Below are 13977 nucleotides of genomic sequence, written 5' to 3'. Positions count from 1 at the left end.
GAACCATCTATTGCGCGTTGTCAGTTTCGGCCATTTCCTTCAACGCATCATAGGCTTTCTGTGCATAGTCCAAACGCAGCTCGTAGTTACCGCTGGCGACGATGAATTCTGGAGGTTCTATACCCGCAGCAAGGAAAGCTTGCGTCATTTGAGTGCCGGAAAGCGGGACATAGTCCGAAGACTCGCCGCTGAATTTGTTGAACAACCGGCCTCCGAACCAGCCACTGCGAGCTTGTGCCTGTTTTGCGGAATGCAGGCGAAAATGGAGGAAACCGTACAACTGTTTCACGTCCATGGGGGCGAGGTCCGCTGCCTTACTGATTGCCGAGAGCAAAGACGCAGTTCCGCCTGTTGCTATTTCACCCGCAGCAACTTGGTTTGGAGTTGGACCGGAAAGAATCTTGATAATCGGCTTATTCAAAAGCGCCCCCTTAAATCCTAGTAACTGAGTGACTAATTTCTTTCAGTGGCTGGCAGACTTCCCCGAAACCGACGCAATCAACGGCCCCACAACCTTGGTCGCCAGCGGGATCAGCAGCAGCCCCAGCGCGACGCCGAATACCCCGTCCATCGCCGCCTTGGCCGTCCACTCCGCAAGGCCCTCCCAAGCGGCAGGCACCGCATGGCCCGCGGCATAGGCCCAGTCGTGGATGTGGTGGCCCAGCCAGCCAAAGCCCAGCACCTCCAGCCCGTGGATGATGATGGAGCCGCCGACCCACAGCATCGCCGCGGTGCCGACCACCGACAGGATCTTCATCAGCACCGGCATGAACTTGACCAGCCCGCGCCCCAGCCCGCGGCCAAAGCCGGTATGGGCATTCTCAGCCATATACAGCCCCACATCGTCCATCTTCACAATCAGCGCGACAGAGCCGTAGACCGCCAGCGTGACGCCAATAGCCACCACCGCCAGCGTCGCAGCCTGCATCCAGACGTTCGGAGCCTCGATGGCGGCCAGCGCGATGGTCATGATTTCGGCGGACAGGATGAAGTCGGTCTTGATCGCGCCCTTGATCTTCTGTTCTTCCAGATGGCCGGGATCCTTGACGCTCATGTCTTCGTCAATGGCGTGGCTGACGTGCGGAAACAGCACGTGAAAGATCTTCTCAGCCCCCTCGAAACACAGATAACTCCCGCCCAGCATCAGCAAGGGCGTGATGGCCCAGGGCGCGAAATTCGCCAACAGCATCGCCACCGGCATCAACAGGATCAGCTTGTTGAACAAGGAGCCGCGGGTGATGCGCCAGATGATCGGCAGCTCACGCGCCGGCGCGAACCCCTGCAGGTACTTGGGCGTCACCGCCGCGTCGTCAATGATCACACCCGCGGTCTTGGCGCCGGCCTTGCCCGCCGCCGCAGCCACATCGTCAACCGAGGCCGCCGCCACCTTGGCGATCCCCGCCACGTCATCCAGAAGCGCCAGCAAACCGCTCATGCCAAATCCCTCAATCTCTGTCCGCGTTTGAAAGGCAATCTGCCCGGTTCCGCGCCGCAGCACAAGCGTTAGCGCCACCGCATCAAAGGCGCTGATTTCCGTTAACGCCACCGCCGCAAACCGTTACCGCCAACATCATGATTTTGCGCTAACAGTTTCATTTAATGACGCTTTTACCCCTTTAGACCACATCCGCCCCGGTCTATATGGCGGCCAAAGGTTTTGCTCGCTTGGAGACGTACACATGACCATCAAAGTCGGGATCAACGGTTTTGGCCGCATCGGCCGCTGCACCCTGTCGCACATCGCCGCCTCGGGCCGCGACGACATCGAAGTGATCAAGGTGAACGCCACCGGGCCGCTGGAAACCGCAGCACACCTGATCAAATACGACTCCGTGCATGGCCGTTTCCCCGGCGAGGTTTCCATCGGCGACGGCACCATGAACCTGGGCCGCGGCGACATGCAGATGTTCTCCACCTACGACATGGGCGAGCTGGACTGGTCGGGCTGCGACGTCGTTCTGGAATGCACCGGCAAGTTCAACGACGGCGAAAAGGCCAAGGCGCATCTGGAGCGCGGCGCGAAGAAGGTTCTGCTGTCCGCCCCCGGCAAGAACGTCGACAAGACCATCGTGTTCGGTGTCAACGACGACCAGTTGCAAGCCGGTGACAAGATGATCTCCAACGGCTCCTGCACCACCAACTGCCTGGCGCCGCTGGCCAAGGTGCTGGACGAGGCGTTCGGCATCGAGCACGGCATCATGACCACCATCCACGCCTACACCGGCGACCAGCCGACCCTGGACCGGCGTCACAAGGACCTGTACCGCGCCCGCGCCGCCGCCATGTCGATGATCCCGACCTCGACCGGCGCCGCCAAGGCCCTGGGCGAAGTGCTGCCGAACCTGAAAGGCCGCCTGGACGGCTCCGCCATCCGCGTGCCGACCCCGAATGTCTCTGCTGTGGACCTGACCTTCCGCGCCGGCCGCGACGTGACCGCTGAGCAGGTCAACGCCGCCGTAAAGGAAGCCGCCGAAGGCCCGATGAAGGGCGTTCTGGGTTATGAGCCGGCGCCGCTGGTCTCCGTCGACTTCAACCACTCCCCCGAGAGCTCGATCTTCGCGCCGGACCAGACCCGCGTGGTCGAAGACCGCATGGTGCGCGTGCTGGCCTGGTACGACAACGAATGGGGCTTCTCGGTGCGTATGGCAGATGTTGCCGTTGCCATGGGCAAACTGGGCTAACCGCAGCCTAACGCCTTGAGATTTCACGCCCGCTCAGGTTATCTGGGCGGGCGTTTTCTTTTGCGGCGGAGCTTTCATGACCAACCGGATTGCACTCTATTTGGGCCTGTTCCTGATCGCCGCCGCCGTCATCGATGTTGCCCTGGCCGGCGACCGCCACATGATCTTTCTCGGCAAGAAACTGTTTGCGCTGATCGATTGGCTGGCTTTCTGGCGCTGACCCCCCGCGGCTGCCGCTGCTTTGCCGGATTCCGGGCCGCATTCCCATTCCCCAACGGCGGCGCCAGCCGCCGCCTGCGCGCGCAGCGCGCCGCCGAAAGCACAAAGCCGGGCGTTAGCCCGGCTTTGCCTGCGTCGGGTAATAGGACCCCGGGGTCAGTCGTTTTTGCCGAGCCGCTTCATCAGATTGTCGTTCACCAGCGGCGTGACGAATTTCGACACGTCGCCGTCCAGCCGGGCGATCTCCTTGACCAACTTGGAGGCAATCGCCTGATGCCGTGCCTCGGCCATCAGGAACACTGTCTCGATTGAGCTGTCCAGCGCGCGGTTCATGCCAACCATCTGGAATTCGTATTCGAAATCCGCAACCGCCCGCAGGCCGCGCACGATGATCTGCGCGCCAACGTCGCGGGCGCAGTCGATCAGCAGGTTTTCGAACGGATGCGCCACGATCTCTGTGCCGGTCTCGTCGCTCAGTTTGGCGCATTCCGCCTCGATCATCGACACCCGGTCCTCCAGCGGGAACAGCGGCCCCTTGTCACGGTTGATCGCTACGCCGATGACCAGCTTATCCACCAGCGCGCTGGCGCGGCGGATAATGTCTATATGCCCGATGGTGATCGGGTCGAAGGTGCCGGGATACAGACCCACGCGCATGGGCGGCCTCCTGCCTTGTCAGAAATTTCTGCATACGCAAACATATTTGCGGCCGCCATTGCAAGAGGGCAGAAATACGGACACCCCGCCTGCGGCCTGGCGCCCCATCTCCCGCCTGCGGCTCAGTGCCCCATGATCATGTCCTGCAGCGCATCCTTTTCCATCGCGACCTGCGACAGCTGCGCCTTGACCACATCGCCCAGCGTCACGATGCCCACCAGCTTCTCGTCCTCGACAACCGGCATGTGGCGAAACCGCCCTTCGGTCATCTGCTGCAGCACATCCCCGACATTGGATTGAGAGGTGCAGGTGACCAGCTCCTTGGTCATATAGCTGCTGACCGGTTCGCTCAGGCAGCCGGCGCCCGTTTTGGCCAGTTCGCGCACGATATCACGCTCAGACAGGATGCCATCGGGCCTTTCTCCGTCCGCGGACACAACAACAGAGCCGAACTTGTTCTCCGACAGCAGCCGGGCGGCATCCGACACGCTGGCATCCGGTTTGATGGTGACCACACCACTGGTGGCCTTGGACTTCAAAATGACCTGAACGAGCACGTTGCAGACCTCCTAAAATTTGGCGCGTTATAAATAACTGTGCCGCAACGCAGCTTTAAGTCAAGGCTTCCAGGCGGGCCACCTCGTCGCGGATGCCTTTCGACAACGCCTGGGCAAAACGGTTCAGCCGCTCGCTGCGCTGGTCGCCCTGATGCCGCACCAGGTGGAAGCTGCGGGTCAAGCTAACCTTGTCGGTCAGTATCTTGCGCAGCATCCGGTGGGCCGGCAGGCTGAAATCATGGGCCACGCAAACTGCCGTGCCCTGTGCTGCCATCTTGATCTGAACCGAAACAGAGTTCGAGGCGAGCGCCACCCGCTCAACGCCGATATCGTTGAGATAATCCAGCTCCTTGTCAAAGATCATGTCAGGGATGTAGCCGATCATCTTGTGGCCCTTCAGGTCCTCCAGCTTTTTGATTTCCGGATGCGCCTTCAGGTAATGCCGCGAGGCGACCAGGTGCAGCTTATAGTCGCAGATCTTCTGCACCAGCAGTTTGCCCGCGGTTGGCGCGCTGACCGTGACTGCCATGTCGGCCTCGCGGCGGCTGAGGTTGATCACCCGCGGCAGCGCCACGATCTGGATGTCCAGATCCGGGTTCTCCTCAGCGATTTGGGCGCAGACCTGCGGCAGGATGTAATTGGCGCTGCCGTCCGGCGCACCAATGCGGATCTGGCCCGACATGGTGTCGCTGGGGCCGCTCAGCGCCTCGGTGCCGGCCCGCATCGCCTGTTCAGCGGCTTCTGCGTGGACCAGCAAGCGGTCGCCGGCAGCGCTGAGCGCATAGCCCTGCGGCGATTTCACAAACAGCGGGGTTTCCAGTGCCGCCTCAAACCGGGCAATGCGGCGGCCTACCGTAGCCGGATCCATTTTCAGGATGCGGCCGGCGCCGGACAGGCTCGCCTCCCGGGCCACCGCCAAAAACACTTTCATATCATCCCACTGCGGATCCATTGGCCCCGGGTCCTCCGTCCTGTTGCTAACCTGGCGTTAACCTTTTGCGTTCCTGCAAAGCCTCTTTGAAATGTTTCCTCTTTTCCGATGTTTTTTGCAAGCCTACGATGAGGGCAAGATGAACAGAGGAGGATCCGATGAAAGAACTCGGCCACTTTATCAACGGCAAACTGGTCTCCGGCACCTCGGGCCGCTTTGACGATGTTTTCAACCCCGCAACCGGCGAAGTGCAGTACCAGTGCCCGATGGCCAGCGTCGCGGAAACCACTGATGCGATCGAAAAGGCAGCCGCCGCGCAGCCCGCATGGGGCGCCACCAACCCGCAGAAGCGCGCCCGCGTGATGATGAAAATGGTCGCGCTGATGAACCGCGACATGGACAAGCTGGCAGAGGCGCTGAGCCGCGAGCACGGCAAAACCATCCCGGATGCCAAGGGCGACCTGCAGCGCGGCCTGGAAGTGGTCGAATACTGCATTGGCGCGCCGCAGATGCTGAAGGGTGAATTCACCGACAGCGCAGGCCCCGGCATCGACATGTACTCCATGCGTCAGCCGCTGGGTGTTGTCGGCTCGATCATGCCGTTCAACTTCCCCGCCATGATGCCGCTGTGGCACGTCGGCCCGGCGCTGGCCTGCGGCAACGCCGTGGTGCTGAAACCGTCCGAGCGGGACCCCTCCGTGCCGCTGATGCTGGCGGAGCTATTTGTTGAGGCCGGCCTGCCCGAAGGCGTGTTCCAGGTCGTGAACGGCGACAAGGAAGCCGTGGACACCATCCTGGACAGCGAAATCATCCAGGGCGTGTCCTTTGTTGGCTCCACCCCGATTGCGCAGTACATCTATTCCCGCGCCACCGCCAACGGCAAGCGCGCCCAGTGCTTCGGCGGCGCCAAGAACCACATGATCATCATGCCCGACGCCGATCTGGACCAGGCCGCTGACGCGCTGGTCGGTGCGGGCTTCGGCGCCGCCGGCGAACGCTGCATGGCGATTTCGGTTGCGGTGCCGGTCGGCGAGGAAACCGCCGACAAGCTGATCGAAAAGCTGATCCCGCGCATCGAGACCCTGAAGGTTGGCCCCTACACCGCCGGCGACGACGTGGACCTGGGCCCGGTGGTGACCGCAGCCGCCAAGGAGCGCATCCTGGGCCTGATCCAGACCGGCGTCGATCAGGGCGCCAAGCTGGTGGTCGACAACCGCGACTTCAAATTGCAGGGCTACGAGGACGGCTTCTTTGTCGGCGCCCACCTGTTCGACCATGTCACCCCCGACATGGATATCTATAAGCAGGAAATCTTCGGTCCGGTTCTTTCCACTGTGCGTGCAGGCACTTACGAGGAAGCCTTGAAGCTGGCGATGGACCACGAGTACGGCAACGGCACCGCGATCTTCACCCGTGACGGCGACACCGCGCGCGACTTTGCATCCCGCGTGAACATCGGCATGGTGGGCATCAACGTGCCGATCCCGGTGCCGCTGGCCTACCACACCTTCGGCGGCTGGAAGAAGTCGATGTTCGGTGACCTGAACCAGCACGGCCCGGACAGCTTCAAGTTTTACACCCGCACCAAGACCGTGACCTCCCGCTGGCCCTCGGGCATCAAGGAAGGCGGCGAGTTCAACTTCAAGGCAATGGACTAACTCTTTGCCCTAAAATCAAAAAAAGGCTCCGGATATTCCGGGGCCTTTTTCCTTGCAGCCTGCCCAGGGCAAATGCAACGGCCTGCCCGGTGGCGTTTTTGCCGGCACGGCGTCAGTTAAAATAAGGTTTGGAGCCAATTTTTGCTTGTTCCGCAGCGTAACTCGTCTATCCGGTCTGCAACAGACAGACAAACGGCAGGCGCATGAGCAAGACACAAGAACTGAATCAGCCGCAGGCGGCGGCACGCACGGCGCGCGATTGGGTCAAGATCCTGGCCCAGTACCGCGACCCCAATCCCCTGCGCAGCAGCTTTGAACTGGCGGTGACAGTTGTGCCGTTCCTGATGCTCTGGGTGCTGGCCTGGTGGTCGCTGTCCGTCAGCTACTGGCTGACGCTGGCGCTCTCCGTTCTGATCGCCGCCTTCCTCTTGCGCCTGTTCACCATTCAGCACGACTGCGGCCACGGCTCCTTCTTTGCCAACCGCCATGTCAGCGACTGGACCGGCCGGATTATCGGCGTGCTGACGCTGACCCCTTATGACGTCTGGCGCCGCACCCATTCGATCCACCACAGCACCCATGGCAACCTGGACAAGCGCGGCATGGGTGACATCCACACTATGACCGTGGCCGAATACCGCGCCGAAAGCCGCTGGGGCCGCCTGATGTACCGGCTGTACCGCCACCCTGTCACCCTGTTCGGGTTTGGTCCCGGTTACCTGTTCTTCCTGCAGAACCGCATTCCTTACGGCCTCATGGGGCAGATGCGCTATTGGATCAGCGCCATGGGCACAAACGCGGTGATCCTCACCGCGCTGGGACTTATCTGGTATTTTGGCGGGCTGATGCCCTTGCTGCTGATCTTCCTGCCGGCCACGCTGATTGCCGCCACAGCGGGCCTGTGGCTGTTCTATGTCCAGCACCAGTTCGAAACCACCCAGTGGCAGCAGGACAGCGACTGGCAACTGCATGACGCTGCCCTGCACGGCAGCTCGCATTACGTGCTGCCACCGGTGCTGCAATGGCTCAGCGCCAATATCGGCATCCACCATGTGCACCACCTTTACAGCCGCATCCCCTTTTACCGTCTGCCTGAGGTGTTGCGCGATCATGCCGAACTGGCGGAAGGCAACCGGATGACCATCCGCGAGAGCCTGGCCAATGCCCGGCTTCACCTGTGGGATGAGGACAGCAAGCGCCTTCTGTCCTTTGCCCAAGCCCGCAACCTGCCGGCCTGAAACGCGATGTGCCGGGGCGGCGATCTTCCGCCGCCCGGCGCAACACAAGCTTGTGAGGCGGTCAATTTCCGCTATGCCGCCCCTAGGAAAACCTGCAGGCATGCTTATCTTGCAGCGGAGTTTTTGAGCAGCACGGTAGAGGAAACATGACCAAACTCCACATCACCCGCCGCGCAACCCTGATGGGCCTTGGCGCCACGCTGGCCACCCCGGCCCTCCTGCGTGCGCAATCCACCGACGCCTTCCCGCAGAGCGAACCCGCCATCCGCGAGGAAGTGCCGGTTCAGCGCAATTTGTCCGCCTTTACCCAGCAGGATTGGCAGGACCACTTCGAGACCCTGGGCGTTGGCTGCCTGCTGGCCGACATCAGCTCCCGCGCGCTGCATTACTGGGGTCCGGACGGGGAAACCTACCGTCTTTTCCCCTCTTCTGTGCCGATGACCGAGGACCTGACCAAACGCGGCTACACCGAGGTGGTGCGCAAGAAGGAAAACCCCAGCTGGACGCCGACCGCCTCAATGCGCGAGCGCGATCCGTCGCTGCCGGTGACAATCGAGGGCGGCGTGCCGAACAATCCGCTGGGCACCCGGGCCATGTATCTGGACTGGCCTGCCTACCTGGTGCACGGCACCCATGACACCCGCAAGATCGGGCGGCAAAGTTCCTCCGGCTGTATCGGTCTGTATAATCAGCACGTCGAGGAACTGTATGAGCTGGTGCAGATCGGCACCCAGGTGCGGCTGCTGTAACGGCGGCCTGCCAGCCAGTTCAATCTGCCTGCAAATGACAAAGGGCGCGGCATCGGCCGCGCCCTTTTGCTGTTTCTGCAGGCGTCACGCCAGGCTTAAATGGTCCGGCTTCAGGCCTGCCTCATACCGTTCCAAAGCTTTTTCCATCAGCGCCTCGAAATTGCGGGTGAAGCTTTCGGTGTCGTAAAGCGGGCCGGACTCGATGCCGTCCTTCAGCCGGGCTTTCACTTCCGCCAGATAGGCCGGATCGCGGGCCAGTTTCAGGGCAAGCGCCTCATACTGTTTGGGCGTCGCAGCTGCCAGGTCATCCAGGCCGGCGGCATGCAGCAGGCTGGCAGCAACCCGGGCGGCAAATTGCTTGCCGGTTTTCGTCACCACCGGCACCCCTGCCCACAATGCGTCGCTGGCGGTGGTATGGGCGTTGACGTTGAACGTGTCGAGGAAGAGGTCGGCATGGCGCAGCCGCGCCAGATGCTCCGCCTGCGGAAGAGTACCGGCGAACACGATTCGTTCCGCCGCAATACCACGCTGCTCCGCTTCCTTGATGATTGCCGTCCGCACAGACTCCTGGTTGGCATAGAACCACAGCACGCTGCCCTCCACGTTTTGCAGCAGGTTCATCCAGATATCGAACTCTGCCGGCGACACCTTGTAAGGCCCGTTAAAGGAACAGAAAACAAAGCCGTCCTCCGGCAGGCCGAGTTCGCTGCGCGAGGGCACGCCATCAGCGGCCTGACGGGTGTCGTCATTCACCTGATAGCAGCCAGGCATATAGATGATCTTCTCAGTGTAGTGCCTTCTCAGATTGGCCGGAATGGTAACAGGATCGGCCACCATGTAGTCCATCGCCTGAATCCCGGTGGTGCCGGGATAGCCGAGATAAGCAACCTGCACCGGCGCCATGCGGGATTGGAACACGTTGACCTTGTTGCCCTTGGTATAGCCCTTCAGGTCAATCGCGATATCCAGCTCATCAGCGCGGGCGGTCTCCACGATTTGGGCATAGGTCTGATCCGCCACATCGCGGTAGACATCCGCGGCACGCTCCGCCCGCAGGCGGCCTGCCTCGTCGCTCGCCTTGCCGTAGTCGTACAGGATCACCTCAAAACGATCCCGGTCATGCAATTCGAACAGGCGGCCAATCAGGAACATGGTCGCGTGATCGTGGAAATCGCTGGAGAAGTAACCAAGCCTGATCTTGCTGGTCTGCCTGCTGGGCCGAGTGAACGGCTCCCCTTTCAATGAGGCTTTTACCGCTTTCGCAACTTTGACTGAGCAGTGTTTCTGAAACTCCGGGTCATCGGTAAGTGGCAGCATTGCAAACGGGTCCACATTCGCAGACGTTTTTTTGATGACGCCCAGCGTCTTGCTGAGATTTTTATAGGCAGACCAATCGGCATGGCGGAGTTTCAGAAAGATCGATCTGGCCAGCGCGATGGCATTTTTCGGATCCGTCTGGGCCGCCAGATCGAAATAGCCGATCGCTTCCTCTTCCCGGTTCAGCCGCATCAGATAGGTGCCGATATTGCATTGGTACTGGGAATTCGCCGGATCAATCTTCAGGGCTTCCAGATGGGACAGGATCGCCAGATCCGGCCGCATCATCAGTTCCAGCGTCTCGCCCAGCATGAAATGCAGTTCCGCGTTTTTCGGCTCCAGCTGGATGGCCCGTTTTAGCAGCGGCACAGCGGCCTGCAGTTCACGGCTGATAATCCGCTTGCGGGCCTCCGCAATCAGCCCTTCAACCTGCCCGGCACCGGAACCTTGGCGCTGGCCTGCCTGGCCCTGCTGCATCTCCAGCGCGACCCTGGCCTGCGGGCTTGCCGGTTTGGGAGCCTCGAAATTGATGGGGGGGATGCCTGCCGGGCTGTTGCCGCCCTGAGCCAAGAAATGTTGTGCACCTGTTCTGGACACGTGAACAGCTCCTTTGTGGAATGCTTCTGCCAGGCTTTGCCTGCGAAATGGGTCTTTGGACCCGACATTCGGCGAATTTTCTTAAGAATTCCCTCACCACGCCGCAACTGCGTCCGGCAGCAGGCGCAGCATTGCTGCACGGCGGCTTTGCATTTGCGCAGCTTGCCTCAGCGTCCGGCGGCCGCTATTAAATAAACAACTGTTCAATTCATTGAAGCGACGGGAGGAGCTGCGCATGGATTTCGCACTGACAGAGGAACAGCAGGCCATTTTCGACATGGCCCATGCATTCGGCCAGGACAACATCGCGCCGCATTCCCGCCGGTGGGAAAAAGACGGCACCATCCCCAAATCCCTTTGGCCGCAGCTTGCGGAGCTGGGTTTTGGCGGGCTTTACGTGTCTGAGGAATACGGCGGCTCCGGCCTTTCGCGCCTTGATGCCACCCTGGTGTTCGAAGCCCTGGCCATGGCCGACCCCGCAATCGGCTCCTTTCTGTCGATCCACAACATGTGCGGCGGCATGATTGACAAATTCGGCTCGGATGAGACCAAGCAGAAATGGCTGCCCAGCCTGTGCACGATGGAGAAGATCTTCTCCTATTGCCTGACAGAACCCGGTTCCGGCTCCGACGCCGCGGCCCTGAAAACCCGCGCTGAGCGCAGCAACGAGGGCTACATCCTGAACGGCACCAAGGCCTTCATCTCCGGCGGCTCCTACTCCGACGCCTATGTCGTGATGTGCCGCACCGGCGAGGACGGCCCCAAGGGCATCTCCACCGTGGTGGTCGAGGATGGCGCACAGGGCCTCTCCTTCGGCGCGCTGGAGGATAAGATGGGGTGGAAGGCGCAGCCCACCTCCCAGGTGCAGTTCGACGATTGCGCGATCCCCGCAGACAACCTGATCGGCGAGGAAGGCAAAGGCTTTTCCTACGCGATGGCGGGCCTTGATGGCGGCCGCCTGAACATCTCGGCCGGCGCGCTTGGCGGTGCCCAGACGGCGCTGGATCAGACCGTGCAGTATATGTCCGAGCGCAAGGCCTTCGGCAAATCCATCAACCAGTTCCAGGCGCTGCAGTTCCGGCTGGCGGAATATGAAACCCGCCTGCAGGCCGCCCGCACCTTCCTGCGTCAGGCCGCGTGGAAGCTGGACAGCGGCGCCCATGACGCCACCAAGTTCTGCGCCATGGCCAAGCTGATGGTCACCGACACCGCCTTTGACGTTGCCAACGGCTGCTTGCAGCTGCACGGGGGCTACGGCTACCTGGCCGACTACGGCGTCGAGAAGATCGTCCGCGATCTGCGGGTGCACCAGATCCTGGAAGGCACCAACGAGATCATGCGCCTGATTGTCGCGCGCCAGCTGATTGCGGAGTAATCTGCAATCGGCAGACTGCCCGCGGCGCAAATACTGATGGAGCACGCCCGATGAGTGACATCCACATCCGCAAGTCCGGCCAGGCCGGCCGCATCACTTTCACCCGCCCCAAGGCGCTGAACGCGATGAGCTATGACATGTGCATGGCAATCGACGCCGCTATGCGCGATTGGGCCGATGACGACACCGTTAAACTGGTGGTGATCGACGCCGAGGGCGACAAGGCCTTTTGCGCCGGCGGCGACATCGCCGAGCTTTACGACACCGGAACCAAGGGCGACTATTCCTATGGCCGCACCTTCTGGCGGGATGAATACCGGCTGAACGCGCGGATTTTCGAATACAAGAAGCCGGTGATCAGCTTCATGCAGGGCTTCACCATGGGCGGCGGCGTCGGCATCGGCTGCCACGGGACCCACCGGGTGGTCAATGAGACCAGCCAGATTGCCATGCCGGAGGTCGGCATCGGCCTAGTGCCGGATGTGGGCGGCTCCCTGATGCTGGCGCTGGCACCGGATCACCTAGGTGAATACCTCGGCATGACTGCCGCACGGATGGGCGCCGATGATGCGATCCTCGCAGGCTTCGCCGACTATTTCATCCCGCAGGACGGCTGGCCCGCGCTGATCGCCGCGCTGGAGGAAACCGGCAGCGCCAAGCTGGTGGAGGACGCCGCCCGGCCCGCACCGGACGGTAAGCTGCGCAGCCTCCGCAAGGACACCGCCAAACATTTCGGCAAGGACAGCCTGGAGGACATCCTGGAAAGCCTGCAGGCAGAGGACAGCGAATTTTCCGCCGCGGCGCTGAAATCGCTGAAGCGGAACTCGCCCTTGTCGATGGCCTGCACGCTGGAGATGCTGCACCGCTTACGCGCTGATGGCCCCGCCATCCGCCGGGCGCTGGACCTGGAATACCGCTATACCTTCCGCGCCATGGAAAAGAGCGACTTCCTGGAGGGCATCCGGGCCCAGATCATTGACAAGGACCGCAATCCGCAATGGCAATATGCGGGCCAGACCGTCCCGGCTATGGCAGTAGAGGACATGCTGGCGCCGCTCGGCGCTGATGCGCTGACATTTGAGGAGGATAACTCATGAAGATCGGATTTATCGGGCTGGGCAACATGGGCGGGCCGATGGCCGCCAACCTGGCCAAGGCAGGCCACGAGGTCACCGGTTTTGACATGGCCGACGTCAGCATCGAGGGTGTCACAATGGCGGCCTCCGGCCCCGAGGCTGCGGCAGGTGCCGATGCCGTCATCACCATGCTGCCCAACGGTGCCATCCTGCGTCTTGTCGCTGCAGAAGTGATCCCGGCAATGGCCAAGGGCGCGGCCCTGATTGATTGCTCCACTGTTGATGTGGACTCCGCCCGCGCAGTGGCGGAACAGTCCGCGGATTCGGGCCTGTTGTTCGTCGACGCACCGGTCTCCGGCGGCATCGGCGGTGCTGCCGGCGGCACGCTCACCTTCATGGCTGGCGGCTCGGCTGCAGCCTTTGCAGCAGCGGAACCGTTGTTTGAAATCATGGGCCAGAAGGCCGTGCATTGCGGCGAGGCCGGCGCCGGCCAGGCCGCCAAGATCTGCAACAACATGATCCTCGGCGTCACCATGATCGCAACCTGCGAGGCCTTTGCGCTGGCTGACAAGCTGGGTCTCGACCGGCAGAAGATGTTCGACGTGGTTTCGACCTCCTCTGGCTACAGCTGGACCATGAATGCCTATTGCCCGGCCCCCGGTGTTGGCCCGCAATCGCCCGCCGACAACAGCTACCAGCCGGGTTTTGCGGCGGAACTGATGCTCAAGGATCTGGGCCTCAGCCAGCAGGCCGCGATCAGTGCTGATGCCGATACGCCGATGGGCGAACTGGCAATGGCGCTCTACAAGAAGTTCGTCGAGGAGGAAGATGGCAAAGGCGTGGATTTCTCCGCCATGCTGCCCCGGTTCGAAAAACGCAGCCGCGAAGGCTGACACGCCGGGCCGCGCCCGCGTCGCGGCCT

At 61.8% G+C, this 13977-nt stretch carries 14 protein-coding genes; 8 read left to right on the top strand and 6 right to left on the bottom strand.

Annotated features, from left to right (window positions below; genetic code table 11):
* Positions 1-7 precede the first annotated feature (7 nt).
* Complete coding sequence (locus AC5STB_RS16745) at positions 8-421, bottom strand: hypothetical protein (protein WP_495443929.1); 414 nt, start codon at positions 419-421, stop codon at positions 8-10.
* A 42-nt stretch (positions 422-463) separates the two neighbouring features.
* Complete coding sequence (locus AC5STB_RS16740; protein WP_495443928.1) at positions 464-1435, bottom strand: DUF808 domain-containing protein; 972 nt, start codon at positions 1433-1435, stop codon at positions 464-466.
* 244 nt (positions 1436-1679) lie between these two features.
* Here AC5STB_RS16740 and gap point away from each other — a divergent pair, with 244 nt between their 5' ends.
* Positions 1680-2681 carry a type I glyceraldehyde-3-phosphate dehydrogenase gene (gene gap, locus AC5STB_RS16735; protein WP_495443927.1) on the top strand — a complete coding sequence of 334 codons (1002 nt, stop codon included), beginning with the start codon at positions 1680-1682 and terminating at the stop codon, positions 2679-2681.
* A 76-nt stretch (positions 2682-2757) separates the two neighbouring features.
* Positions 2758-2901, top strand: coding sequence for a hypothetical protein (locus AC5STB_RS16730; RefSeq protein WP_495443926.1), 144 nt, complete (start codon positions 2758-2760; stop codon positions 2899-2901).
* Positions 2902-3056: 155 nt separating this feature from the next.
* Here the strand turns inward: AC5STB_RS16730 and coaD are convergent, their stop codons facing one another.
* From coaD to AC5STB_RS16715, 3 genes are all read right to left on the bottom strand, one after another.
* Complete coding sequence (gene coaD, locus AC5STB_RS16725; protein ID WP_495443925.1) at positions 3057-3557, bottom strand: pantetheine-phosphate adenylyltransferase; 501 nt, start codon at positions 3555-3557, stop codon at positions 3057-3059.
* A 122-nt stretch (positions 3558-3679) separates the two neighbouring features.
* On the bottom strand, positions 3680-4114 hold the full coding sequence (locus AC5STB_RS16720; RefSeq protein WP_495443924.1) for a CBS domain-containing protein: 435 nt from the start codon (positions 4112-4114) through the stop codon (positions 3680-3682).
* Positions 4115-4169: 55 nt separating this feature from the next.
* Positions 4170-5066: a LysR family transcriptional regulator gene (locus AC5STB_RS16715; protein ID WP_495443923.1), complete on the bottom strand. Its 897-nt coding sequence runs from the start codon at positions 5064-5066 to the stop codon at positions 4170-4172.
* 137 nt (positions 5067-5203) lie between these two features.
* On the opposite strand from AC5STB_RS16715, the gene AC5STB_RS16710 reads away from it, so the two are divergent.
* From AC5STB_RS16710 to AC5STB_RS16700, 3 genes are all read left to right on the top strand, one after another.
* Entirely contained in the window at positions 5204-6703 is a 1500-nt protein-coding gene (locus AC5STB_RS16710) for a CoA-acylating methylmalonate-semialdehyde dehydrogenase (protein ID WP_495443922.1), read from the top strand.
* 203 nt (positions 6704-6906) lie between these two features.
* A complete protein-coding gene (locus AC5STB_RS16705) occupies positions 6907-7941 on the top strand; it encodes a fatty acid desaturase (RefSeq protein ID WP_495443921.1) in 1035 nt (344 codons plus the stop codon).
* 146 nt (positions 7942-8087) lie between these two features.
* Positions 8088-8690, top strand: coding sequence for a L,D-transpeptidase (locus AC5STB_RS16700; RefSeq protein WP_495443920.1), 603 nt, complete (start codon positions 8088-8090; stop codon positions 8688-8690).
* Positions 8691-8774: 84 nt separating this feature from the next.
* On the opposite strand, the gene AC5STB_RS16695 is transcribed toward AC5STB_RS16700, so the two are convergent.
* Entirely contained in the window at positions 8775-10604 is a 1830-nt protein-coding gene (locus AC5STB_RS16695; RefSeq protein WP_495443919.1) for an O-linked N-acetylglucosamine transferase, SPINDLY family protein, read from the bottom strand.
* 235 nt (positions 10605-10839) lie between these two features.
* On the opposite strand from AC5STB_RS16695, the gene AC5STB_RS16690 reads away from it, so the two are divergent.
* The 3 genes from AC5STB_RS16690 to mmsB are packed head-to-tail and all read left to right on the top strand — an operon-like array spanning position 10840 to position 13948.
* The gene (locus AC5STB_RS16690) at positions 10840-11979 is read left to right on the top strand and encodes an acyl-CoA dehydrogenase family protein (protein ID WP_495443918.1); all 1140 of its coding nucleotides are present in this window, start codon (positions 10840-10842) and stop codon (positions 11977-11979) included.
* Positions 11980-12029: 50 nt separating this feature from the next.
* The gene (locus AC5STB_RS16685; RefSeq protein ID WP_495443917.1) at positions 12030-13076 is read left to right on the top strand and encodes an enoyl-CoA hydratase/isomerase family protein; all 1047 of its coding nucleotides are present in this window, start codon (positions 12030-12032) and stop codon (positions 13074-13076) included.
* The gene (gene mmsB, locus AC5STB_RS16680) at positions 13073-13948 is read left to right on the top strand and encodes a 3-hydroxyisobutyrate dehydrogenase (RefSeq protein WP_495443916.1); all 876 of its coding nucleotides are present in this window, start codon (positions 13073-13075) and stop codon (positions 13946-13948) included. The genes AC5STB_RS16685 and mmsB overlap by 4 nt, the downstream gene beginning before the upstream one ends.
* Positions 13949-13977: the final 29 nt, after the last annotated feature.

It is taken from the genome of Leisingera sp. CC-HEC093 (assembly GCF_059429195.1).
This window is presented reverse-complemented; position numbering and strand designations above follow the sequence as displayed.